This is a genomic window from Marinomonas sp. SBI8L, from assembly GCF_001624705.1.
GTDB lineage: Bacteria > Pseudomonadota > Gammaproteobacteria > Pseudomonadales > Marinomonadaceae > Marinomonas.
Map to the genome: position 1 here is coordinate 217,768 of NZ_JSEO01000007.1, position 25,391 is coordinate 243,158.

A 25,391-nucleotide genomic window follows, 5' to 3' on the forward strand; every position below is an offset into this window, starting at 1 on the left:
TGTCTTTCCTATCGTCAGTTTGATTACGGTAGGTTAGTTGTAACAATAAATAATCGATTTAAGGTATTAGCGGGTTAATACAAGCGAAAAAGCTGTCTTTATATTTCGTCTTTTAACCCTTTAGGTAGAAATCCTTCCATTGCTTCTGTTTGCATAAAGGAAGAGGCAAGACGTTGTTTTTGTTGAGCCAATTTAATGAGAGGCGCACGGCTTTCATCTACTTGGCAATTATGTTCACTGATGAGACGTTTACCTTCTTCATTTAATTTGTCTTCATGGATTTTTCGTGTGTTGATGGAAAAGTCACCGATTGCCTGAATGTTATTATTACGACTAAAGCGCCTAAAACCGTTAAAGCTAAAATGTTCTTCTACGTATCTATCGCTTAAATTGACTAAACACTGCATGACTTCATATAGCAATTCGTTAATACAGGCCTTATTTAGGACTAGAGTACATTCAATTCCATGTAGTTCTGCGAACTCAATTTGAGGATCTTGAGTGGCATTGCCTATATGGAAAATAATATCGATAAGAAACTTTCCATTTCGGCGAGTGCATATGTCTAAGCATTCAATACGGGTTTGATCAAAGCTGAGTCTTTCAAAGGTCTGATTGATGACATTCATATCAAAGTCAGCATCTGGGTCCATACTTAGGTCAAATAGCTCTGCATATTGTGCCATTAAAGGAAGGTCGTGATGGCTGTTAAAAGGTGTGCTAACGCTCTTGCCATCTTCTGCTTTTAAGCTGAAAAGCTCTCGAATTTCATGTTCCCGAGTTTTCTTAAGGGCCAAAAAAACAGTTTGTACTATCTCTGAAGTAGGTAGATTAACTTCCACTCGCCATTTACGGCCATAAACAATTTTATTGCTTCTGTCTGGGACCTTCTTCTCATAGTTCTCCCTGCCAATAATACCTACTTGAATGAAAAGACCTTGCTCATCTTCAGCGCAGAAAATAGGGAAGGCTTTATCAAAGCTTATTTTGCCTAGTAAATGCTCAACACTTTCCAGACTATGACTGTATCCATAAAAATGCTGAGGGACACAGGTCTGCCCATTAGGAAGATCTACCACAGGGGCGGAAATAAGACAGTACTCACCTAGTGCAAGATGAGCTTGAATGTCCATTTGGCTAAGGGATGTATTTTGAGTTTTATTAACCAATGAGTTATTCACTTTTTTAGTCATAGTACCTGCAACATGTTTAGCATAAGAATATTTGCGAAAACAGAAACGCGCTTCAAGCTTCATATAGATTAGATTTATCTACTTTAGTTCTAATCTATGGAATAAAAAGGTGCTTTATTAAAAAATAAAACTGTATAAATGTACAGTTTTATGGATTTCATATTCTGCTTTTATCCACTGTCTGTTTAGACCTTTACGTAATAGCTGGATAAAAAGTTCAATGAAATAAATTTTTGAGACTGTAGAAAGCTGAACTTTAGCTTCCCTAGTTAGTTGAAGCTCGTTTTGTAAGAGGTGTAATATTTTTAGAATTAAGGGTAACAAGTGTTTTATTGGATATTAACTCATGAATAAAACCAATTATTAAATTTTGTTAATGTTTATAAAAAACAAAGGGTTAGTATTTATTGTTGAAAATATGAACCCTTAACGTTCGTTATATGAGACTTTTGGGGAAATGAGATTATTACACTGGCTGAGTGATAAATCGTGTTTTATATTGGTTGTGAGTCAGTAATAACCTTTGCTTGTTGCTGGCTTAAATTACCAATGTGTTTAGATTTAAAGGAATAAATTATGTCGTACATGATGGTAGGGACGTATGGCCCATTTAGCTCTTTGTTAGATGATAGGGCCATGACGTGCTTTAAAGAAGCAACAGCGCACTTCGACAATGTTCAATATACGCCCGTTGCTGTGGCCACTCAGGTGGTATCAGGTACAAACTATGCTTTTTTTTGTGATGCGAAAGAGAGTGATAGTCAAACACTTTATTCTGCCATGATTACCATTTTTAAGCCCCTAGATGGTGTAGCAGGCATTATGGATATTGAAAAACTATCAGATTAGTTTGATGAAAGTTCATTTTGTAAAATAAGTGGAAAGGGCGACCTAATTGTCGCCCTTTGATCCTGTTAGGATATGGGGGAGATAACTTCAACTGCTTGCATCATTCCTAAATCCTCATGGGTCAGGTTGTGGCAGTGAAATACAAAAGTGCCAGTATAATCTTCAAACCGTGTTCTAAAACGAATGCGTGAGAAAGGTGCTAAGTTAACAGTGTCAAGCCAAGTTCCTGGCTCAACATCTCCACCACTTATCATTTGAAACGGATTGACGTGAATATGGAATGGGTGTGATTCAGCAGTATGATTATAAACTTCCCATTCTTCCACGGCGCCTAAGGGGATTTGCCAAGGATTGAGACAAGAAAAAGGTTCGCCGTTAATTGTGTACTTTTTGCCTTCTGCAGCACCTGAAAGCCCAAACTCTAAACGTCGGCCAAAAGTAATTTCATCCTTGTTAATGTTATTTAATAAGTTAGGTCTAGGTAGCTTTCCTTGAAAAAGAGGCATGTCTAATTTTTGTGGCTCTATGACAAGGCTAGCTAATCGTTTTGCTTCCTTTTCCGCTTCTGAATCAGTGTCTGTAACTGGTTCTGAATAGATGGCATAAGTACCTGTTGCCTTTGCTTTAATTAATATATCTGCTCGATTACCTGGCACCATAACAATTTGATTTTGAATGCGACTTTCTTCTAAAGGGTTACCGTCAAAGCAAAGAGCTGTAACCTCATGTGCTTGTACGTTAAATTGCATATTGGCCATATGGCTAGCATTTACCATACGCCACCTTTGTACTTCTCCCTGCTTCATTGTGATAACAGGTTTATATTGGCCATTGATTAAGATGGCACCTTGCTCACTTAATAAATCATAATTTTCGCATAAACCTTCGCTATCAAACCTAGGTGTTTGGAAGCACAAAACCTGTTCCTTACAGGCTTTAATTTCGGGTACATCATCAATTGGGCCTTCAATGATCAAGGCGCCAGCCATACCAGAAGCCACTTGTAGAGCTACTGAGCCATGAAAGTGAGCATGATAAAAGTAAGTGCCGGGAGGGTGGTCTTTAGGAATGTTATAAATATATTGCTCGGACTCTTGGAACCTGACTAAGGTAAAAATATTATCTGCAGGGCTTTTGGGTGACACATGCACACCATGTACATGCATATTCGTCACATTAAAGCCCCTTGGTGTGTTGTCTTCTTCCGTTGGGATGCTAGTGCAAATTTCTTGCAAAGGATCATAGGGAAGTTTGTTGTGTAAACCTAATCTGATTGTGTCTCCCGCCTTGACCCTTAGCGTACGACCGACGGGTTGGTTATCAAAGCAACGCAAGTAGGTTTGCTGATTCATTAACTCAAAATTGCCATATTGTGCATTGATATTTACCCTTAGTAAGCCATCCACTGCAGCTTCTTGAGGTGGATTTTGTAAAGGGCGTGAGTGAGCGCTTTTCGCCCAAGCCCCAGAGATAAAATATCCCGTACCAGCACCAGCGAGACTAGTTAAACTTATTCCTTTAATGAATGAACGTCTTGGTATTTTATTGTTTTTAAAGATGCTCATGCTGACTCCTTGGCACTTGCATTAAAAAAGTGGCTGATAATATGCTCTGCACTGCGAAGGCCTAATGCGGCTGCCGTTAAAGAAGGCGACGCACTGCCTACGCTTAAATAGTTAGCCGTGCCGACTACATAGAGGTTGTTATGATCAAAGCTTTGGCTGTACTTATTGACAACTGCTTTATTGGCATCATCACCCATACATGCCGTGCCTGCGATTACGGCATCACCAGAGGTGAGGCTTAATTGATACTTTTGCTTGAATTCACCTGCGACAAATTTATGCCAGTTTTCATCAGTTTTTGCAGGCATGGGCTCATCTGTGATGGTTTTAATATCAAGTTTATGAAAAACATCTAGGTGCCAATCCCACGCTTTTTTGCAGCCTCTTAGGGTGTAATCATCAAGCTGAAAATTTACCTCAGGTCTAGGGAGGCCTAATGGATCAAGTTGGTCTGATAGCGTTACTCGATTGGTGCTAATAGGTAGGATTTCAACAGTACTATGAAGGTTGATCTGACGAGCCGTTCTATTATCAACATAGTGTTTTAAGGCTTCTCCCACTAGGCCTTTTTCTATGCCTTTTTCTGCTTCTTGGATAGGGCCTATACCTCCTTTAAATGCTGCGTTAACGATAAAGGGGGCAATAGAGGCAGATTCAGATCTAAATTCGCCATCTCGCCATTGGCCAAAGGCACCTGTTGCACTGACAGGTCCACGATAGGGGTAAACCTTCATATCATCTGAGGCATAGCCTAAGGTGTTGATGTTGGCAAAGCCCATCAAGTTTCGACCAACTTGATCTGATGAATTACTTAAACCCGATGCTGGCACATTGAACTTGCCTGCCGAAAGCAGCATTAGTCTGGCTGTTTCTACGGCATGGGCGGCTAGAATAAAGGTTTTTGCTCTAGCAATGCCAATTGGGCCTGTTTTAGGGTCAGCATCAAAATTACGATAATAAATCTCCTTAACTTGTTTACCGTCTTCTTCAAGGGCGACTTGGAAAACAACTCGGTTGGCTAGCACTCTTGTGCCTAGTTGTTGTGCTTTTTGAACATGAACGCTTGCATCATATTTAGCGCCAATGGGGCAGATAGGTAAACAACTTGCGTTACCACAGCATTGGGGTCTGTTATCCCTTGGAACAGAGTTACGACAGTGGGGCAGCGGTTGGCTATCTGGGCCTAGATTATGTTCTTTTACACCTTTGCCAATGACTCTATCTAGATAGGAGCGAGGAACTTCAGGCATAGGGTATTGAATGTCTGGTGATGGGGCGATGCAATCTGGGCCACCTGCGACACCCCATGCATCTTCAATTTGATGATAATAAGGCTCAATATCTTGATAGCTAATTGGCCAATCTTTCCCCACTCCGTATTGGGTTTTCATTCTAAAGTCATTGGGAAAAAGGCGCTCTGCATGGCCTGTCCAGTGCCAAGAGGTTCCTCCTACTAAGCGCATAAAAAAGCCTTCAAAAGCAATCTGCTTTTTAGGTTCTTGTGGGGCGTTTGGAGAAGAGGGTAATTTAGGTTGTACGTAATAGCTTAAAGGGTCGTTATCATCTGGGACAGGTGCCCAAGGCATCATCTTATAAGGTGAGTTAGCTTCTTTCGTTAGGTCATTCTTATAGCGGTTAATAGCATCGACTTTATTAACCTTGGCACCTGCGTCTAGTATCACGACATTCAAGCCGGCTTGAGATAGTTTCCAAGCCATTATGCTGCCGACAACACCTGCACCGACTATAACAACATCTGCCTCAATGCTTTCTTGAGGGTGAGTTAGACTATAGCTTTGTTGCTCTTGTGCTTCTTTCATATTGGTATTTGTTCCATCAAATGTGTTAGTTAAGCTAGTGTTGGAGCATGTTTCCAGTAACCGAAAGGGCCGCCGCAAGTGGCAGAAGGTTTGGTAAAGCTACAGGCTAACCAAGTTAAGGCTTCGTCATAGTTTATTTGGCCAATCACCTTTTTCATCTGAAGCTCAGTCTCTTGTGTTAGATTGAAACTAGCTCCCTCTTCTTGTCGTAAATTAGGGCACAGCTTTTGTACCATAGGATTAAGTCTGTCTTGTTCATTGAGGCTGACCTGACTTAAATACCAAGCTTTAAGAATGGCTTGAACAGGGTAAGGATGGTGTTTTGCTAAGTGGGAGGATAATGCTTGGTTTTGATGCTGGCTTTCTTCAAAGCTTAAAATCAGATTGTCATACTGTAGGGTGAACTGATAATTCAAACCAAGAAGAAAGAGAATATCTTGGCCAAGTTGCAAGTAGCTGGAATCTAGTTTGATACCTGTCAAAATGCTGCTTATGGATAAAAATAAAGAGGTATCTTTATGGTTAGCAGCATTGACGGGGGAGCTCAATAAACTAAGGGGAAGGCTGGTCGCACTCGCTGCGAGAGCCATCCCTTTTAGCGCTGAGCGTCGAGAAAGAGGCGAGCTTATCTTGGGCATGTACACTTCCTTTTACATTACACAAAATGAAATTAAAACAGGGAGTCCCTGTACTTTTTTATACTGAGCTATTAAGCCTAAAAGTCTCCTGTTGAGCTAACTTTACCTGACTGCGCCCATTGTTCTTCGCTTGGTAAAGCGCACTGTCAGCATCTTTAATCAGGTGCTGTATATTTGACTCAGGCTCAGGGACGCAGGCCGCAACGCCCATACTTAAAGTGACTATTTGATGAGGATTTTGCAAATGGGGCAAACCCGCTTCAATGATGATATTTAATAGGTGGTCTGCGATTGCTAAACAGCTGGTTTGATCTTTCATTGGGAGTAGAATAATAAACTCTTCCCCACCATAGCGGGCTATAATGTCAGTGTTTTGATCAAGTTCTTGCTCAAGTAATTTAGCAATTTTTAGTAGGCATTGATCTCCTGCGAGGTGGCCATAATAATCATTGTAAGATTTGAATAAGTCTACATCTAACATGATGATGCCAATCCAGTTGTTATAGTGCAGAGCGTGTTGCCACTTATCATTAGCCTCAGTAAAGAAGCGTCGTCTATTTGCAACCTGGGTTAATTCATCTGTTTCACTTAATGTCTGTAATTGATCATTAAACTGCATTAATTTTTGATTAGCTGCTTCTGTTGCTAAATGTGCTTTTTTAAGCTTTTCTTCGGCATCAATCCTTGCTTTAACAAATACGGCAAATGCTTGAGCAATAAGGGCGATTTCATCATTGCCTTTTAGAGGTATTTCTACTTCTTGCCCCTTAACATGACATTGCATGGTGTTACTCAGGTTATTAAGTCTACGTATGATATAAAAACGTATGAAGAAATAAGTAATACCTGTTAACAGTAGAAAAACAGCACTAAAAATAAATAAACGGGTGATGGCTTGATTGACGACATTTTGATGGTTCGCACTGGCAGTTTGTGCCGCTTCTTTTAATGTCAAAAAGTAGTTATAGCTACTACCACTTAACCTTTGGGCGTGTAATCTAGCGGTTCTTGCAGCCGCAAGTGTTGCCCTGTGGCTTTTTTGCAGTGGCGTTTGTAGTGCAATCGTTTCTTTTAATAAAGGCTCTAATTGGTTTAAGAAATTTTGCTCTTTTGTTTGAGTTAACTTAAGGCTGGTTAATGAATTAAAAGAAGCTTGGCTTAACTGGCTAATTTTATTTAATTGCCCAAGGCTTTCTGTATTTAGGGCAAGGGAGGTGTAATTTAAAACAGCAAGTGCATGGAGGTAGAACTCAGGGTGGCTTGTTTTAATATCTTCTTCGATAAGCCATTGAGATAATAAGGTGAGCTTCTGTGTATTCTCTTGTTTATCAAAGATGAGCTTTTGTTCTTGCAAAAGGCTTAACTCTAAATGTTTCAAACTTTTAAAGAAGGGAACTTGTAGTTTATCTATTTTATCTAACTGAGCGGCATCCATTTCAGCATTAGAGTTTAGCTTTTGTCTTACGTTCTGATAAATAGCCACTAAGCTTTGATTTAAAACTTCCTCATTAGAAATGCTTCTATCACTACTAATGAGTTGTTCGATTGCTTGTGCCGCAATCACCTCAGCATCCCTTGCTAATTCAGCCGCATTCATCGCACTTTCAAAATGGTCACCGGATAGGGCTTTAAATTTCTCAGCCTGTTCTGCCAAGGTGTTAATGCTCATATAACTGGCGACAAGATAGAAACCAAGTACAACAAACAATACAAGGTTCAGGCGAAAGCTAATATGCTTAAATTTGTTTGACTTCAATGTCTGGTCAATCTTCATGGTTCACTCGTTGGTGAGGGTGAGATTATTTAAAAATGGGTGCATAGAGTATGCCACCTTGAGTCCAAGGCTGATTGATACCTCTCTCTATGCCTACTCTTGAGTTGATACCAAAATGGCGATTGTATATCTCACCGTAATTTCCGACTGCTTTTATGGCTCTATAGGCCCATTGGCTATCTAGGCCAAGTTGTTCACCTATATCACCTTTTTTACCAAGTAGATTTTGTATTTCTGCATTCTTGGCCAAAGCGAGTGCTTGATCTATGTTGTTGGCATTAATGTTTTTTTCTTCTGCGAGTATTAGGGCATGAACAACAGCGCGTATGATTCGACTCCATTGATCATCATTATTTCGTACCATGGGGCCAATAGGTTCTCGGGAGATGGTATCTGGCAGTAGGCGATAGTTTTCCGGCTTATCGGTACGGTTTGCACGATTTGTGGCAAGGTTCATACGATCAGCTGTATAAGCGTCACAGGGTCCACCTCTGAAAAAGCTATCGCCATTTGAGAAAAGGACTTTAGTATTTAGTTGCCTGCTTTCGATAAGGTCGACTAGGTTTTGGTGAGTACTAGTATTTTGAGTGACACACACGGTTTTATTATCTAAATCATCAAGGGATTGAATATTCGTTGCTGAACGAACAATAAAACCTTGGCCGTCAAATAAATAAACGGCGGGAAAATCTAACTGATAATCACTTTCTCTTGAATGAGTCCAAGTCGAGCTATACATGACCACATCTGTTTTTAATTCGAGAAGCGTTGTAAAGCGACTCGTAGCTCCCACTTCAATGTAATTAACAAATTCTTGGTTTTTTAAGACGGCAGCTGCGGTAGCACGGCAAAAATCAACATAAAAACCTTGCCATTGACCTTCAAGATTAATCGCGCTTCTTGCTGGGTCGTCGGGGAAAACACCACAGTTAAGATCGCCACGATTTTTGACTTTATCTAAGGTCGATTGTGGGGAATCCACAGCGGATGCATGCAAAGAGGAGGCAGTAAACAAAATAAGTAGAGCGAGGTAATAATCCATTTTTCCCAGTATTAACATCATGACTCTTATATAATTATTTCATAAAGTAAGTGGATACTAACGCATATTTAAGAGTTTTTAAATGCGAATTTAAGTTTTGTGGCTTGAATTTATACCTTAAAAAATCGCATATTTTGAATCACTAAGCTTGAAACTGAACATATTTACAATTAGCTGAGGTTTTAGCGAAAGATTTTAATCTTTAGAATGAAAAATATTTAAAAATTAAAGCGATATTTCAGTAACTCATTTGAGCTTTGCAAAATATAAATCTAATTTATCTTTGTATTCACAAGACTATATTCACAGTGCAATTTCTGGGACAATAGGGCCCTTAGAAATGTTTCAAATAGCAGCTAGTTTTCTATGGAAAACAGCAAATCAGGCACAGTTAATCATGATCAAAAAACACAAGAGCGCAGCTAATCTATTTTCATACCCACAATACTGGGCTGAATGTTATGGAATAGCCCCATTCTTACCCACAAGCCGCGAAGAAATGGATCAACTTGGTTGGGACTCTTGTGATGTTATCTTGGTAACGGGTGATGCCTATGTTGACCATCCAAGTTTTGGTATGGCGGTTATGGGTCGTTTGCTTGAAAGGCAGGGCTATCGTGTTGGTATCATTGATCAACCCAATTGGCGCAGTGCTGAAGATTTTCGCCGTTTAGGTGAGCCTAATCTTTATTTTGGTGTGACCGCAGGCAACATGGACTCTATGATTAACCGTTATACGGCCGATTTGAAAGTTCGAAACGATGATGCTTATACCCCTTATGGTGCTGGTGGTAAACGCCCTGATAGAGCGGTAATTGTTTATTCTCAACGTTGTAAAGAAGCTTTCTCAAATGTACCTGTCATGATTGGTGGTATAGAAGCGAGTTTACGCCGTATTGCTCAATATGATTATTGGAGTAATGAAGTGAGGCGCTCTGTTTTAATAGATTCAACAGCCGACATCTTACTCTACGGCAATGCAGAAAGAGCTATAGTTGAAGTGACTCATGCTATTGCTGCCGGTAAAAAAATGTCAGAGATCAGTGACATTCGCGGTACAACTGTGGTGCTTAATACTCCTCCTGGTGGTTGGACTGAACTTGATTCAACCCGTGTCGATTGGCCCGGTAAAATCGATAAGATTTATAGCCCATATGAATATATTCCCGAAGGTAAGTGTCAGACTGACGAGGAAGAGTCTGATGTTATGCCGATCCGTGTTATTCCTGCACCACTTGGTCGTAAACAGAAATTAGACCCAGCTAAAACTTATGTGCGATTACCTTCCTTCGAAAAGGTCTCGAAAGATCCTGTGTTATATGCACATACATCGCGAGTTTTACATTTAGAATCTAACCCGCATAACGCACGAACTTTGGTGCAAAAGCACGGTAAAAAAGAGATATGGGTTAACCCACCACCAATTCCTCTGTTGACTGATGAAATGGATGGCGTATTTGATTTACCTTATGCCCGTGTGCCTCATCCAAAATATGGCAAAGCTAAGATTCCAGCCTACGACATGATTAAAACCTCAATTAATATCATGCGTGGCTGTTTTGGAGGTTGTACCTTCTGTTCAATTACTGAGCATGAGGGGCGTGTTATTCAAAGTCGTTCACATGAATCTATTTTGAACGAAATTGAAGACATTAAGCAAAAGGTGCCTGGTTTTACTGGGCATATTTCAGATCTTGGTGGACCGACTTCTAACATGTATATGCTTAATTGTAAGAGTGATGAAATCCAAGCCTCTTGTCGTAAGCTATCTTGTGTTTACCCGACAATTTGTGAAAACCTAATTACAGATCATAGCCCAACTACCCAGCTATACCGTAAAACACGTGCTGTTGAAGGCGTGCATACTGTCTCTATTGCCTCTGGCTTACGTTATGACTTAGCAGTAGAAGATCCTGAATATGTTCGTGAACTGGTTACTCATCATGTGGGTGGCTTGTTAAAGATTGCACCAGAGCACTCTGAGACGGATACCTTGGCGAAGATGATGAAGCCGGGCATGGGAACCTACGACAGATTCAAGCGTATGTTTGATAAGTATTCAAAAGAAGCAGGTAAAAAACAGCATCTCATTCCTTACTTTATAGCAGCTCACCCTGGCAGCGATGACAAGGACATGTTGAGTTTAGCCCTTTGGCTCAAACAAAATGATTTCAAGCCAGATCAGGTACAAACCTTCTATCCTTCGCCTATGTCATTGGCAACGGCCATGTACCATTCTGGTAAGAACCCGTTAAAAGCGGTGACTTATAAGAGTGAAGATGTGGTGACAATTAAAGAAGCTGAGCAGCGAGTAGTGCAAAAAGGCTTCTTGCGTTATCACGATCCTGATAACTGGTCAGCGTTACGTAAAACATTGCGAGCAATGGGTCGTGGTGACTTGATTGGTGATGGCGTTAATAAATTGGTGCCTGGCGAAGAAAGGGATAAACAAGTTTCCCGTCGACCTAAAAAGGCAAAACCGGGTCAAGCAACGGGCGCATCCCATTCTAGTAATAGACCAACCATGGCAAAGAATGCAGCGAAAGCAAAAGCTAATCAAAAAGCGGATAAAGCCAATGGTAGAGGAGAGTCTCGTCCTGCTAAACCTGCAAGTGCTGGTAAAAAGCCAAATGCGTCAAGGCCTTCTCAGCAAAAATCAGGGAATCGCAAGCCTAAACGTCCAGGCCGTTAATTGATATTGAGTCGAATAAAAAAGCAGCCTAGGCTGCTTTTTTGTGAATAGGATTAATTTTGAGGGCTTATAGTAATAAATTTGCTTGCTTTAGGGCTCTTTGCCTGCGGGATTCAAGTCGGCTTACTTCAAGTAATATGTCCTCAACATACGACAGATGTTCATGGATAGCGAGTTTAGCCACATTACCGTCGCCTGTCATAATGGCATTATAAATACTTGTATGCTGTTGCATGACCATTTCTCTTGCTTCGCTGTGTTGAAATAAATAATTCAGATTGGCAGCGATACTTTGTGACAACATTTGAAATAGCGCTCGCATAGTATGTAGCATTACAGCGTTATGGGCGCATTCGGCAATGGTTAAATGAAATGCAGCGTCTTTTTTAGCTTCTAATTCAGGTAGGCGCATATTGTGTGCTTGCACTAAATCTTCATAGGCTGCAGTCAATTTCTGTTTATCTTCATCTGTGCTTCTTATCGCAGCATAGTAAGTGGAGATGCCTTCTAATGCGTCCCTAAATTCTAGTAAATCATATCTAAATTCATCGTGTTCTGATAAGGCTTGTAATAAAGGGTCTCTCAGATCGCTGCCTAGTGTTTCACTGATGTAATTACCGCCCCCTTGGCGACTAACAACCATGCCTTTTGCTTTTAAGTTTTGAATTGCCTCTCTTAAAGAAGGGCGGGAAACTTTAAAGCGCTCAGCTAACTCTCTTTCTGGAGGTAGCCTGTCTCCAGGTTTAAGTACACCTTCAATCATCATGCTTTCAAGCTCTTTGGTGATTTGATCAGAGATTTTTAAGCCTGCCATTTGTATTTCCTAAACTGCGTTTGATGATATCGACAAATTGGTAATACCATTTAATGGTTCTGTTTAATCGATTTTAGCTTTCAGGCTCTTAAATATCTAGTGCTTGATAAAATTTCTACAATATGGAATAAAGAGATTAACTAATTGGTAATATTGGTAATACCAATTAAATGTTTTAATTCAAAAATTTCAATATATTTGGTTGTTTGAATTATTTGCCATGGATGAGTGTGCTTATGTAGTGCTGGCTATTTTCAAATGTTTGGAAGAAAACCGTCATCTATTAAATTGTGGTGATGTATTACTGCTGAGTGTTTGATGTTTTTATCATTTTTCATATTAAAGCGAGAGGTTGGTCCTGTGATTATTGCGTCTTCAACAGATTACCGTAAAGCAGCAAAAGCGAAATTACCCCCATTCTTATTTCACTATATAGATGGTGGTTCCTATGGCGAGCATACGCTTAGAAGGAATACACAAGATCTCGCTGATATCGCGTTAAAGCAACGTGTTTTAAATGATATGTCTGAATTGGATTTAAGTTCTGAGCTGTTTGGCGAAAAGCTGGATTTGCCGATTACTTTGGCACCAGTTGGTTTAACTGGTATGTATGCAAGGCGAGGAGAAGTGCAAGCCGCAAAAGCAGCGGACAAAAAAGGCATTCCTTTTACTATGTCGACGGTATCTGTCTGCCCAATCGAAGAGGTCGCACCAAGTATTGAACGACCTATGTGGTTTCAACTTTATGTCCTAAAAGACCGCGGCTTTATGAAGAATGCATTAGAGCGAGCTAAGGCGGCTGGTGTCACTACCTTAGTGTTCACTGTGGATATGCCTGTGCCGGGGGCCCGTTATCGGGATATGCATTCAGGAATGAGTGGTGCTAATGCTCCCATTCGACGTGTGCTTCAAGCTATGTGCCATCCTGAATGGGCGTTGGATGTGGGGTTGTTGGGTAAGCCTCATGACCTTGGAAACATTTCAACCTATCGAGGTGAAGCGACCAAGTTGGCTGATTATATTGGTTGGTTAGGTGATAACTTTGATCCTTCTATTTCATGGAAAGATTTACAGTGGATTCGAGATTTTTGGGATGGGCCAATGGTTATTAAGGGGATTCTGGATGCTGATGATGCTAAAGATGCAGTGAAATTTGGAGCGGATGGCATCATAGTATCTAACCATGGTGGGCGACAGTTAGATGGTGTGTTATCCACAGCTAGGGCATTACCAAGTATCGCAGATGCGGTAAAAGGTGACGTTAAGATTTTGGTGGATTCAGGGATTCGTAATGGCTTAGATGTTGTCAGAATGCTGGCATTAGGTGCAGATGCGACTATGTTAGGGCGCTCGTACATTTATGCTTTAGCAGCAAAAGGGCAGTCGGGAGTTGAGAATCTTATTGATCTTTACGAAAAAGAAATGCGTGTTGCTATGACATTATGTGGTGCTAGCAAGTTAAGTGACCTTAGCAGAGACTCATTGGTGAACTTAAAATAAATCTTTCTTTTTGTCTTAGGCTTATTGGATTGAGGCATTGTAAAAGTGATGATATAACCCTTAGTAATTGTTTTTCTTAAATTTATGAGTAGTGTGTTTGCTTGTAAGGGAAATATTCAAACCATTGCGGGATAATCAGATGGTGAGAGTAGGACTAAAGCGCAGGGTAAGGTATTATGGGCAGGATTTAAAATTGTTAAGCAAGTGCCTAGCAATTGATAACACTGGATTATTATCACTTTCGGCCTAGATCATCTTTATTGTAATTGGCTGGAAATACGACATTGAGAAAATTTTATGATCATTAAACCAAAGATTCGCGGATTTATTTGTACGACAACACATCCAACAGGTTGTGAGTTGAATGTTAAAGAGCAAATTGAATTTACTAAAAACAAGGGCGAAATCAAAAACGGTCCGAAAAAAGTTTTAGTAATTGGTTCTTCTAGTGGTTACGGTTTGGCGTCACGTATTACAGCTGCGTTCGGTTCTGGCGCTGCAACTTTAGGTGTTTTCTTTGAGAAGCCTGCAACTGAGAAAAAGACAGGGACAGCAGGTTGGTACAACGCAGCTGCCTTTGATAAGTTTGCAAAAGAAGAAGGCTTATACGCTAAAAGTATTAATGGCGATGCCTTCTCAAACGAAGCGCGTGAAAAAGTTATTGAAACAATCAAAGCTGATTTAGGTCAGGTAGATATGGTTGTTTACTCTCTTGCCTCTCCAGTGCGTAAGCTGCCTGAAACAGGTGAAGTGATTCGCTCTGTACTTAAGCCAATTGGTGAAACTTATCGTGCGACTGCAATTGATACGAATAAAAACACCATTATTGATGCTGAGGTAGAGCCTGCAACAGAAGAAGAAATTGCCGCTACTACGACTGTTATGGGTGGGCAAGATTGGGAGTTGTGGATGTCAGCGCTTGAAGAAGCTGGTGTTCTGGCTGACGGCGCACGTACCGTTGCATACTCTTATATTGGTTCAGAGATCACTTGGCCTATCTACTGGCATGGTGCGCTAGGTAAGGCTAAGGAAGATTTGGATCGCGCTGCAAATGCAATTAATACGCGTCTTGCTGTTAATGGTGGTGGTGCGAATGTTGCTGTACTTAAATCTGTTGTGACTCAAGCATCTGCCGCAATTCCAGTGATGCCTTTGTACCTAGCAATGGTATTTAATGTTATGCGTAAAGAAGGCATCCATGAAGGTTGTATTGAACAAATTCAGCGTATGTTCTCTGAGCGTTTATACAATGATCTTGATCCTGCTGCCAATGTTGATGATGCTAATCGTCTACGTTTGGATGACCTTGAGCTACGTGAAGACGTACAGTCTGCTTGTCGTGAATTATGGCCAAGTATTACAACTGAAAACTTGTTTGAAAAAACAGACTATCAGCTGTACAAAGATGAATTTTTGAAACTATTTGGCTTTGGTGTTGAAGGTGTTGATTATGACGCTGATGTTGCACCAGAAGTTGAGTTTGACGTTATTGACTTGTAGTTTTTGAGATAAGTCGTCTAACTAAGTAGTTTAGGTTTATAGTCTAGATTAATAATTTAGATCAAAGTTGAACTATAAAAAAGCCGAGCCAAGTGCTCGGTTTTTTTATGCCTGATATAACCTTGTAAAATTAAAAATAACCTTGTTCTTGAGTAATATTTAAAAGAGTCGATAAATTAAGGTTAGAGTTTATCTATTGGTGAGGTACACTCAATAGAGTCATTTAGTTCTTTGATCAATTATTTTGGGCGAGGGTTTTGTGTTTAAGCCAGTTCTGTTATTCGCATTAGTGTCATCTAGCGCATTTTCTCAAACGATTGAGAGGCGCATTGTTGATATCGTTTATGGTGACAAGGTGATAAGAACAACGCATCAGGTTGTTCTAGATACTGAGCTTGAGGTTGATGTCATTCCTGCGGAAGAAACCAAACCAGAAGTTGCTACAAATGTGGTTATTACGGCTAATGATGATCGTTTGTCTTATTTAGAAACAAATAGGGCAGCGATACGAGAACAGGAAATCTATTCGGAAGTAAATCGACGAACGCGAGATGCACCTTATACCGTATTGTTTACTGGCTATATTCCGCCAGAAATTCAGAAAAAAAGAATGGCTATGATGCCTGAGGTTGGTTTGTTTGGTGACCAGAAAGATAAGCTGCTAAATAATCAAGGTGATATTACGCAGGAAATTGGCCTACCAACAACTAAGGATAACAGTCTTAATGTTGGGCAGTTCTCCAGTATGTCTGATAAAGAACAAAGTGCTAGAGGGAAAACAGGTTCTAATCAGGGTGAGGTGGACTCAGGTTTGAACAACTTTATTAATGGTACGAGTGGCAACGCTAGTGAGCAAACACCTGATGCTGAGCCTAGTAATGATGAAATGCTTGAGAAACTTATTGGAGGCTAGTTTAGCTTTAGTCAGATTCTTATAATTATTAAGATTAAAAAAATGCCAACATCAAATGTTGGCATTTTTGTTTTGAGTTAAAAGTAGTTGTGCTTACTTATTTAAGCTCTATGCTATTCGCGGAAACTTCTAACCAATCTTCTTTAAGGTTTTCATTGAGAAGAGGCTTATTGTGAACCAAGATGCTAGGTGCTTCGCCAGATAGAATTTGTTGCGAAACGAATTCGCTAAATTCTTCTTGAGTAATGTCGGACATGACCTGAATAAACTTTTCACGACGATGGAAGTCTTGCTCTGGTTTGGCTATCTCGCTCCAAAAACGCCCTGTGTCTTCACCAAGCTCTTTTTGTTTACGTTTTAGCTGAACCAAAATGTTATTGCGGATTTGCTCAAATTCTGGCGCGCTTAGTTCGCAGATTCTCTGCAAGTCTTGGCTAATAAAGTTCTCAATTTCTTCAACAATTTCAGGGCTTTCATGATCTGGTGATTGCACTGTAAAGCCGATAGCAGGCACATCTGCCTTGGTTAAATTATGAGTGCTAACAATATAGCCTAGTTGTTTTTCCGTTCTGAGTTGGCCAAAGAAACGGCTACCAATAGCTTGTTTCAATAAAGCAAAGTTAGCCTTCTCTGTGAGGTTGTTTTCTTTCTCACCAGATAAAACATAAAGAATGGCGTTGTCTTGGCTTGTTGTCTCTACCTTGAACGCATTGCGGCTTCGGTTGTTAAGTAGTTGACGCTTAATTTGCTTGGCTGTTGATGGTTGAAGTTTTTCTTCATATTGCTCTGTAAGGGTCTTAGCAAGTGCTAGTGTTTGCTCTTCTTTGATGTTGCCATTGCTGAACCCTACAATATTGTATTGGGAGAGGGCGAGGTTTTTGAAGTTCACAAGATCATCAAAATGGATGTCATCTAATGTCGCTAACATGTCTGAAATAGTGTGGCTGTCTTCAATTAATAGCTCGGATAAGCGCCAGAGTGCAACAGAGTATGCATTTGCGTGCTTACTGTTAAGTAGGTCTTTTCTTAGTTGTTGTTTGGCAATTTCAAACCTATCTGCTTGAGGTTCAAGCTCATTGATTTGTTTCATAAGCCATAATAAATACTGGTTTTGTTTGTCGTTATAGCCCGCTGTAATTAGGGTTAAGCCATTGATGTGTGAATAAATATTGTAATTCAAGTTAGCATTGTATGGCAGGTAGGTAGCTTCACTTAAAGCGTCATTAAGTAGACGAGCCCAAAGTTTATTTAAGACGTACTGCTTGTTGTTGTCTGAGGCGCCTGGGTAACGTACTGCTAGATAGTTGCTGCTTTTGGGTTTGTCGAAGCGGTTGTCTGATCTATGCCAAAAGCTAACCCCTTGTGATTGGTAAATGCGTTTTGGTACTTCGTCATAAGTATCGATTAAAGCCAATGAGTCTGGAATATAAGTGTTTGCTTCTGGTGCTTTGATTTCATCTAGATTAGCTGCGTGATCAAGCTTGCTAATAAACTCATCAGATAGGTTCAAATTGGTGTATTGGCTATGGTACCAAGGCTCTTCTTGCCAGTTGGTTTTGCCACTTGCCCAATGTGAGGGTACATCACCTTTGGTAGCTAACTGGATAAGCATGTTGTTTGGATTAAGGTGTTGAGCTAAAGCTTTTACTTCGTCTGGGTTTGCTGATTCAGAAATCTGGAAGGCGTTTAAAACATCCTCAGCTGGTGTATCAAGTAGCTGGCTAGCGAGCGTTCTTGATAACTGAATTGGGCTTATGTAACTGTGATAGTTAAAACCAAGTTGTGATAGGGCCTTCTCTTCTTCTATATAGGCCAGGTTAATCTCATTGTTTTTAATTTTATTGATGTTTGAGAAGGTGGCGAATATCACATCATCAATTGCTTTGACTCCATCGTCAGTCAGCTTGATACGAATGCTAAAGCTTTGTTCCTTGATATAGTCTGTTCCTAACCCAGCGCTAAGGCTTCTTATCCAGCCGTTACCTTTGAGATAGCTATGTAATGAGCCTTGGCTTTCTTGGCCTAAAAGGTAGCTTAGATAGCGTGTTGGTTGATCTTTATAGCGACCATTTTGTGATGGCAGGAGAAAGTTTAGTGTTAAAGTGTGACCATCCTTTATTGGTTTGATGAACTGTAAGTTTGCTGTGTTAGGTAAAAGTAAGTTAGGGGTGTCTTGCTTTGTAATACTTTCTGTTTGTGAGGTTTGTTGCTCTGCAATTGGGCCGAAATAGTGTTTTGCTAGAGCCTCAAGCTCATCTAAGGGAAGGTTGGCGACCAAGGATAGAGTCATGTTTTGAGCGAAATAATGAGTTTGGTAGCAATTGATTAGCTGCTCTCTCAATGAGGCTTCAGGTAAGTCTTTTAATGTGTCTAGATTACCCACACTGAAGTGATTGCTTGGGTGGTGTGGGTTAAACAAGGTTTTAAAAGCTTGGTTGTTTCGTCGTGCGTCATCGTTTAGCTTTGCAGTGTACTCTGAGTGAACGGCTTTTCTTTCTCTTTGTGTATATTCTTCACTAAAAAGTGGTGCAATGAAAAATTGTGAAAAACGATCTAATGCCCCTTCATAACCTTCGTCTTGAATATCAAAAAAGTAATTGGTGTGATTTGCTGCTGTATAGGCATTATTTGAACCACCAAACTTATTTATGTAAGTCTTATACTCAGCTGCATCTGGGTATTTCTCTGTTCCTAAAAAGAGCATATGCTCCAAAAAGTGTGTGAGACCTTCTTGTCCTTCTGGGTTGTCATTTGCACCCACACCAACTGCAAGTGCAGCAGAAGACTTCTCGGCTTTGGCATCAGAGGCGAGAATAACCTTTAAGCCATTGCTAAGCTCAAGGTAGCGATATTGGTTGTTATCACTTTGGCTTTGTTTAATTTGAATCATACTTGTGTTGTTGGCTTCTAAATTGGTTGTGTGATGTGAAGAGGCTATTGCCATACCAGAAGAAAGGGTAAGCAATGCTATAAGAGTCTGAAAAGATTTAACTGAACTGACTTGTAAGTGTTTGGTGAAGCAGCTTGTAAATAAGGACATAAAATGCAAATTCAAAAAATGATTTCACATACTAACAGCAGGTTATTTTTAAGTGCAAAGTATTTTTAGTCCCATTTTTAAAGGGTTAGAACAAAAAAAGAGAGACAGCGCTCTCTTTTTTTGTGTGAAAAAATTAGCATTTAATTGCTAGGTTTTTCCTTTTTTTCTTGCGCGTCAATGGATTGACCGTTTACATCTTTGCTGTCGTCACCCATCAAATATAGGTAAAGAGGCATGATATCTTCAGGAGATGCGATTGTGTTTGGATCTTCTGCAGGGTACGCGCGACTGCGCATAGTTGTACTTGTTGCGCCCGGATTAATTGCATTAACTCGGATTTCAGTTGTGTTTTCGAGTTCTTCTGCCAGTAACTGCATCATAGACTCAGTAGCAAATTTGGAGATTGAATAAGCGCCCCAATAAGCTCTCGCCTTGCGGCCAACGCTTGATGTTGTAAATACAATAGAGCCGGCTTTGGATTTTTCCATTAAGGGCATAACTGCCTGAGTCAGCATAAATTGGCTTGTTACATTAACACGTAAAACTTGCTCGAATGTACTTGCTTCATAATTTGCTAAGGCTGTTCTATCGCCTAAAATGCTGGCGTTATGAAGTAGTCCATCTAGATGGCCAAACTCAGTTTCTATGATGTTTGCTAAATCGGTATAATCATGTTCACTTGAGCCATCCAAATTAAGAGGGACGATAGCTGCTTGGGGATAACCAAGGTTTTCTATTTCATCATAAACAGCTTCAAGTTTTTTTGTTGTACGGCCCAGTAAAATGACTGTGGCGCCATGCTTGGCGTAGTTAATGGCAGCAACTCTGCCGATACCGTCGCCAGCTCCTGTGACAAGGATAACCTTGTCTTTTAGTAAATCGTTTGGCGCTTGATAATCTAACATATAAATTCCTTTGAATATCTGTGTTAAAGCGGGTTAGTTATCTGCTTTGATGGTATGCATTAGATAGTTAACCGAGACATCTTTTTCAGTTAGTCGATAGTGTTTGGTGATTGGGTTGTAAGTCATGCCTGTTAGGTCTTGAACTTCAAGTCCTGCAAGACGTGCATAATTACTAAGCTCGGCCGGTTGGATGAATTTGGCATAGTCATGCGTGCCTTTTGGTAGCATATTAAGAATGTACTCAGCCCCAACGACTGCAAATAAGTAGGCTTTAGGATTGCGGTTAATAGTCGAAAAGAATACCTGGCCGCCTGGTTTTACTAATTTATAACAAGCTCGGATAATAGATGCAGGATCTGGAACATGCTCAAGCATTTCTAAGCATGTGACAACGTCATACTGCCCAGCTTCGCGTTCAGCTATCTCTTCAGCCGTAATGCGTTCGTAATCAATGTCTAGCTTACTTTCTAATTTATGGAGTCTAGCAACACCTAGCGGTGCTTCACCCATGTCAATGCCTTTTACATTGGCACCTCTTTGGGCCATAGACTCGGATAAAATGCCGCCGCCACAGCCTATGTCGATAACCTTTTTGCCCGCAAGCGGTGCTCGTTCATCAATATAGTTGGTGCGTAATGGGTTGATGTCATGAAGAGGTTTGAATTCACTCTCTTTATCCCACCAACGGCTTGCTAAAGCTTCAAATTTTGCAATTTCAGCTGTATCTACATTGTTTTGATTTGCGTCGCTGTTCATTAAAAAATTCCAATCGAGAAAGGGTTAAATCAATTTTGTTTGCAGGGCTTAGGCTCATTTTATCACTTGGCTGCCGCTGTCTACTATTGTTAGGGTGCTAATTTTTCTTGCCAATGCAAAACATCCTGCTTGAGCTTATCGCAATCTAGCGTTGTTAATTTTTTATCTTTTAATAGGGCGTTGCCTGCAACCCAAACATGGCTGACCTGGTCTCGGTTTGCCGTGTAAATAAGTTGTGAAATGGGGTTGTAGACGGGTAAGTTTGCCAGTTCATTTAATGCTGTTGCACAAAGGTCTGCTTGTTTGCCAATCTCTATGCTGCCGACTATGTCATCAATGCCCATGCATTTTGCACCTTCAAGGGTTGCCATGCGTAATGTGCTTGCAGCATTTAATTCTGTTGCATCATTAGCAACGGCTTTAGCTAGCATGGAGGCGCAACGCATCTCGCCCATCATATCTAAATCATTATTGCTTGCTGCGCCGTCCGTACCTAACGCTAATGTGATATCTCTTGCTCTTAATGAACTGACAGGGCAGAAGCCGCTAGCAAGTTTTAGGTTAGATTCAGGGCAGTGGACAACTTTAATATCTCTTTCGGCTATCAGGTCCATTTCATGTTCTGTTAACTGAGTCATATGCACGGCTTGTAGTTTACTTGTTAGCATGCCAACTCGATCTATTCTGGCAATAGGACGACAGTAGTATTGCTCAAGAGAGTTGCTTATCTCTTCTGCTGTCTCATGTATGTGCATTTGTATCATACAGTCTAGGTCATTCGCTTTAGTTACTACCTTACTTAATTCAGCATCATTAAGTGCATAAGGTGAGTGAGGGCCTAATATACTGTTTACTAACGGACTAGATTTGAATTTATGAAAGCTATCTTCTGCTTGTGCTAAATATTCATCAACGTGATTTGCCCAGCTTGTTTTTATATTCAATATGGTCGGGCAAAGCTGTGCTCTAATCCCTATTTTTTGAGCGCTGCTGCCAACATCGTGACTGAAAAAGTAATTGTCACTGAAGCAAGTCGTACCACCTCGAATCATTTCTGCTATTGCTAACTCGCTCCCAACACGAGTGAATTCCGCGCTTAACCAGCGACTTTCATTTGGCCAAATGTGATCTTCTAGCCAAGCCATCAGAGGGAGGTCATCCGCATAGCCGCGAAACAAGGTCATTGCTGCATGTCCGTGGGCATTTATATAGCCAGGAGTGACTATATGCTCATCTAGATGGTAGGTGTTTTCTGCTTGGTATTTTTGTCTGGCTTGTGTTTGGGGAAGTAAGTCCACAATTATCCCTTGATCCACCACAATTGTGTGGTCGATAAGTGGTTCATCTATATTAACCCTAGCAATCCACTTGGCGTGAATTAGGGTGTCTACAGATTGCTTTTGTTGTGGGCTGGTTAGCATGCATGCTCCTTAAACTTAATGCTTACATTATAGCTGCTTCACTGGCTTTTATTCCATTTTAAACTTGGCTTTTGTCTTGTCTTGCCTAGATTTTTTCTTTTTTTGATGATTTTTGTCCCTAGATTATTTCAATCTTGCGAAGGGGGTGAAAGCAAATGAAAGATGAGAGTGGGAGTTCTGGATTTGCTTGTGCTACAATGCCGCGCTTATAAAAGAACATATCCAGAGAGTCGATGTGACTCTAAGGCATAAGGAACGATTGTACCTATGGGTGAATTAGCCAAAGAAATTACTCCCGTCAGTATTGAGAACGAACTGAAAAGCTCTTATTTAGATTACGCCATGAGTGTTATTGTTGGCCGAGCTTTGCCTGATGTTCGTGACGGTTTAAAACCTGTCCATCGTCGCGTTTTATTTGCGATGCATGAAGAGAAAAATGATTGGAATAAAGCATATAAAAAATCGGCTCGTATCGTTGGTAACGTAATTGGTAAGTACCACCCACATGGTGATACTGCCGTTTACGATGCAATTGTCCGATTGGCTCAGCCTTTCTCCATGCGTTACACCTTGGTTGATGGTCAAGGTAACTTCGGTTCAGTAGATGGTGATAACCCAGCTGCGATGCGTTATACCGAAATTCGTATGGAAAAAATTGCTCACAACTTCCTAATGGATCTTGAGAGAGAGACGGTTGACTTTGTACCTAACTATGATGGTACAGAGCATATGCCTGATGTTATGCCGACTCGAATTCCAGGCCTTTTGGTTAACGGGTCTTCTGGTATTGCGGTTGGTATGGCGACAAATATTCCACCACATAACTTGAGTGAAGTGATTGATGGTAGTTTGGCGCTTATAGATAATGAAGCGATTACCATTGATGAGCTTATGGAGTTTATCCCAGGCCCTGACTTTCCAACGTCTGCTTTTATTAACGGTAGAGCCGGCATTGTCGACGCTTATAAAACAGGTCGTGGCAAAATCTATATGCGTGCTCGTCACCATATTGAACAACTTGAGAAAGGAAATCGTGAAGCTATTGTTTTCACCGAAATTCCTTACCAGTTAAATAAAGCGCGTGTTATTGAAAAAATTGCAGAACTTGTTAAAGACAAAAAGCTTGAAGGCATTAGTGAGCTAAGAGATGAGTCCGATAAAGAAGGTATGCGTATTGTTATCGAGCTTCGTCGTGGCGAAAATGCAGATGTAGTCGTTAATAATCTATTTATTCAAACTCAGTTGCAGGGTGTTTTTGGTATTAACATGGTGGCCTTGGTTGATGGTCGTCCAGAGTTGTTGAACCTGAAACAAGTGCTTGAGTGTTTTGTTAAGCACAGACGAGAAGTTGTTACTCGTCGTACTATTTTTGAACTTCGTAAAGCACGTGAGCGTGGCCATGTGCTAGAAGGTCTAGCTGTTGCTTTGGCGAACATTGAAGAAATCATCGAGTTAATACGTCAATCGCCAACTTCAGCTGAGGCAAAAGAGAAATTAGTCTCTAAAGCTTGGGCACCAGGTGATGTATCGGCAATGTTAGAACGTGCTGGTACTGATGCTTGTCGTCCAGATGATTTACCAGAAGAGTTTGGCTTTAAAAATGGTTCTTACTATCTATCTCCAGTTCAAGCGCAGGCGATTCTAGATTTACGTTTACACCGCCTGACAGGTCTTGAGCATGAGAAGCTGCAAAACGAATATAAAGCTCTTATTGAACTAATTGCTGAGTTGTTACATATCTTGTCATCTCCAGCTCGTTTGATGGAAGTAATCCGAGACGAATTAGTTGAAATCAAAGAGCAGTTTGGTGATGAACGTCGCACTGAGATTTTGACATCCCGTCAGGACTTGACGGTTGCTGACTTGATTGATGAAGCGCCAATGGTAGTAACCATCTCTAATACAGGTTACGCCAAATCACAGCCACTAGAAGAGTACCAAGCTCAAAGACGTGGTGGTCGTGGTAAGTCATCATCTAGCATGAAAGATGAAGATCATATTAGTCATCTATTAGTAACAAGTAGTCACGATACCATCATGCTATTTAGTAACTTTGGTAAAGTATACTGGTTGCGTGTATTCGAAATTCCTGTTGCTAGCCGTAATGCGAAAGGTCGTCCGATTATTAACCTTCTGCCATTGAGTGAAGGTGAGTCGATTTCTGCATTATTGCCTTTGGTTACCCCAGAGAAAACAGATGCTGATGACTCTGAAGTGGATGAGAATGAAGACGCTGAAAGCTTTATCTTCATGGCGACTGCGAATGGAACCGTGAAGAAGACGGCTATGCAGCATTTCTCTCGTCCTCGTTCAACGGGTCTGATTGCCTTGAGCTTAGATGAGACCGATGAGCTTGTTGGTGTTGCTATCACAAGCGGTAAAGATGATGTCGTACTTGTCTCTAGTACAGGTAAGACAATACGCTTTAAAGAGTCTGATGTTAGAGCTATGGGTCGAACAGCGGCTGGTGTTCGCGGTATCAAGCTTGCAGCAGAAGATGCAAAAGTTGTGTCTTTGATCGTGCCAGAAGAAGGTATGAGCGTACTGACTGCTTGTGTACACGGTTATGGTAAGCGAACACTGATTGATGACTTCCCAGTTTATGGTCGTGGTGGTCAAGGTGTCATTGGTATTCAGGTATCTGATCGTAATGGCCCAGTTGTTGGGGCTGTCCAGGTTGCTGATGATGATGAGATTATCTTGATTACTGATCAGGGAACCTTAGTACGTACTCGTGTCAGTGAAGTTTCTTGCCAAGGACGTAATACACAGGGTGTTACCTTGATTCGCTTGACTAATGATGAGCATCTAGTTGGTGTTGTTCGAGTTGTCGAGGATGATGAAGAGCTAGAAGATGAAGTTGATGGTGAGGTAATTGAGGGTGAGGTGGCAGAAGTAAATGCTGAAACCGCACCTGATGACACGGCTTCAGATTCGGGTGAATCTGAACAATGATAGTGTGTCTCATT

The 25,391-nt window shown here is 40.7% G+C and carries 17 protein-coding genes; 6 read left to right on the forward strand and 11 right to left on the reverse strand.

The genetic code is table 11. The features are described from left to right. Window positions 1–98: 98 nt before the first annotated feature. A complete protein-coding gene (locus OA91_RS12640; RefSeq protein ID WP_157203839.1) occupies window positions 99–1,193 on the reverse strand; it encodes a hypothetical protein in 1,095 nt (364 codons plus the stop codon). Between the two features lie 576 nt (window positions 1,194–1,769). Between OA91_RS12640 and OA91_RS12645 the strand changes: the two genes are divergently transcribed. Continuing rightward, window positions 1,770–2,042 (forward strand): hypothetical protein, encoded by a 273-nt coding sequence (locus OA91_RS12645; RefSeq protein WP_063338725.1) that lies wholly within the window; start codon window positions 1,770–1,772, stop codon window positions 2,040–2,042. A gap of 65 nt (window positions 2,043–2,107) precedes the next feature. On the opposite strand, the gene OA91_RS12650 is transcribed toward OA91_RS12645, so the two are convergent. Genes OA91_RS12650 through OA91_RS12670 form a run of 5 tightly spaced genes read right to left on the reverse strand, consistent with a single transcriptional unit; the run spans window position 2,108 to window position 8,899 of the window. Next, a complete protein-coding gene (locus OA91_RS12650; protein WP_063338726.1) occupies window positions 2,108–3,607 on the reverse strand; it encodes a multicopper oxidase family protein in 1,500 nt (499 codons plus the stop codon). Beyond that, window positions 3,604–5,427, reverse strand: coding sequence for a GMC oxidoreductase (locus tag OA91_RS12655; RefSeq protein ID WP_063338727.1), 1,824 nt, complete (start codon window positions 5,425–5,427; stop codon window positions 3,604–3,606). Before OA91_RS12655 ends, OA91_RS12650 begins: the two co-directional genes overlap by 4 nt. 29 nt (window positions 5,428–5,456) lie before the next feature. Then, entirely contained in the window at window positions 5,457–6,065 is a 609-nt protein-coding gene (locus OA91_RS12660; RefSeq protein WP_063338728.1) for a sugar dehydrogenase complex small subunit, read from the reverse strand. A 58-nt stretch (window positions 6,066–6,123) separates the two neighbouring features. Next, on the reverse strand, window positions 6,124–7,839 hold the full coding sequence (locus OA91_RS12665; RefSeq protein ID WP_063338729.1) for a diguanylate cyclase domain-containing protein: 1,716 nt from the start codon (window positions 7,837–7,839) through the stop codon (window positions 6,124–6,126). Between the two features lie 25 nt (window positions 7,840–7,864). Continuing rightward, complete coding sequence (locus tag OA91_RS12670; RefSeq protein WP_052701969.1) at window positions 7,865–8,899, reverse strand: amino acid ABC transporter substrate-binding protein; 1,035 nt, start codon at window positions 8,897–8,899, stop codon at window positions 7,865–7,867. A 379-nt stretch (window positions 8,900–9,278) separates the two neighbouring features. Between OA91_RS12670 and OA91_RS12675 the strand changes: the two genes are divergently transcribed. Next, the gene (locus tag OA91_RS12675) at window positions 9,279–11,573 is read left to right on the forward strand and encodes a YgiQ family radical SAM protein (protein WP_063338771.1); all 2,295 of its coding nucleotides are present in this window, start codon (window positions 9,279–9,281) and stop codon (window positions 11,571–11,573) included. A 67-nt stretch (window positions 11,574–11,640) separates the two neighbouring features. Here OA91_RS12675 and OA91_RS12680 read toward each other — a convergent pair whose 3' ends face one another. Further along, window positions 11,641–12,387, reverse strand: a complete 747-nt coding sequence (locus OA91_RS12680; protein WP_063338730.1) for a GntR family transcriptional regulator — start codon at window positions 12,385–12,387, stop codon at window positions 11,641–11,643. A gap of 360 nt (window positions 12,388–12,747) precedes the next feature. On the opposite strand from OA91_RS12680, the gene lldD reads away from it, so the two are divergent. The 3 genes from lldD (at window position 12,748) to OA91_RS12695 (ending at window position 16,300) form a co-directional block, all read left to right on the forward strand. Continuing rightward, a complete protein-coding gene (gene lldD / locus OA91_RS12685) occupies window positions 12,748–13,887 on the forward strand; it encodes an FMN-dependent L-lactate dehydrogenase LldD (RefSeq protein WP_063338772.1) in 1,140 nt (379 codons plus the stop codon). 297 nt (window positions 13,888–14,184) lie between these two features. Beyond that, a complete protein-coding gene (gene fabV, locus OA91_RS12690; protein WP_063338731.1) occupies window positions 14,185–15,387 on the forward strand; it encodes an enoyl-ACP reductase FabV in 1,203 nt (400 codons plus the stop codon). Between the two features lie 259 nt (window positions 15,388–15,646). Then, a complete protein-coding gene (locus tag OA91_RS12695; protein ID WP_063340097.1) occupies window positions 15,647–16,300 on the forward strand; it encodes a hypothetical protein in 654 nt (217 codons plus the stop codon). A gap of 97 nt (window positions 16,301–16,397) precedes the next feature. On the opposite strand, the gene OA91_RS12700 is transcribed toward OA91_RS12695, so the two are convergent. The 4 genes from OA91_RS12700 to OA91_RS12715 form a co-directional block, all read right to left on the reverse strand. Then, entirely contained in the window at window positions 16,398–19,340 is a 2,943-nt protein-coding gene (locus tag OA91_RS12700; RefSeq protein ID WP_063338733.1) for an insulinase family protein, read from the reverse strand. A 140-nt stretch (window positions 19,341–19,480) separates the two neighbouring features. Beyond that, the gene (locus OA91_RS12705; protein WP_063338734.1) at window positions 19,481–20,245 is read right to left on the reverse strand and encodes a YciK family oxidoreductase; all 765 of its coding nucleotides are present in this window, start codon (window positions 20,243–20,245) and stop codon (window positions 19,481–19,483) included. A 33-nt stretch (window positions 20,246–20,278) separates the two neighbouring features. Beyond that, a complete protein-coding gene (ubiG, locus tag OA91_RS12710; RefSeq protein ID WP_046016383.1) occupies window positions 20,279–21,001 on the reverse strand; it encodes a bifunctional 2-polyprenyl-6-hydroxyphenol methylase/3-demethylubiquinol 3-O-methyltransferase UbiG in 723 nt (240 codons plus the stop codon). Window positions 21,002–21,090: 89 nt separating this feature from the next. After that, window positions 21,091–22,422 carry a TRZ/ATZ family hydrolase gene (locus OA91_RS12715; RefSeq protein WP_063338735.1) on the reverse strand — a complete coding sequence of 444 codons (1,332 nt, stop codon included), beginning with the start codon at window positions 22,420–22,422 and terminating at the stop codon, window positions 21,091–21,093. Between the two features lie 267 nt (window positions 22,423–22,689). Here OA91_RS12715 and gyrA point away from each other — a divergent pair, with 267 nt between their 5' ends. After that, the gene (gene gyrA / locus OA91_RS12720; RefSeq protein ID WP_063340098.1) at window positions 22,690–25,377 is read left to right on the forward strand and encodes a DNA gyrase subunit A; all 2,688 of its coding nucleotides are present in this window, start codon (window positions 22,690–22,692) and stop codon (window positions 25,375–25,377) included. Window positions 25,378–25,391 lie beyond the last annotated feature (14 nt).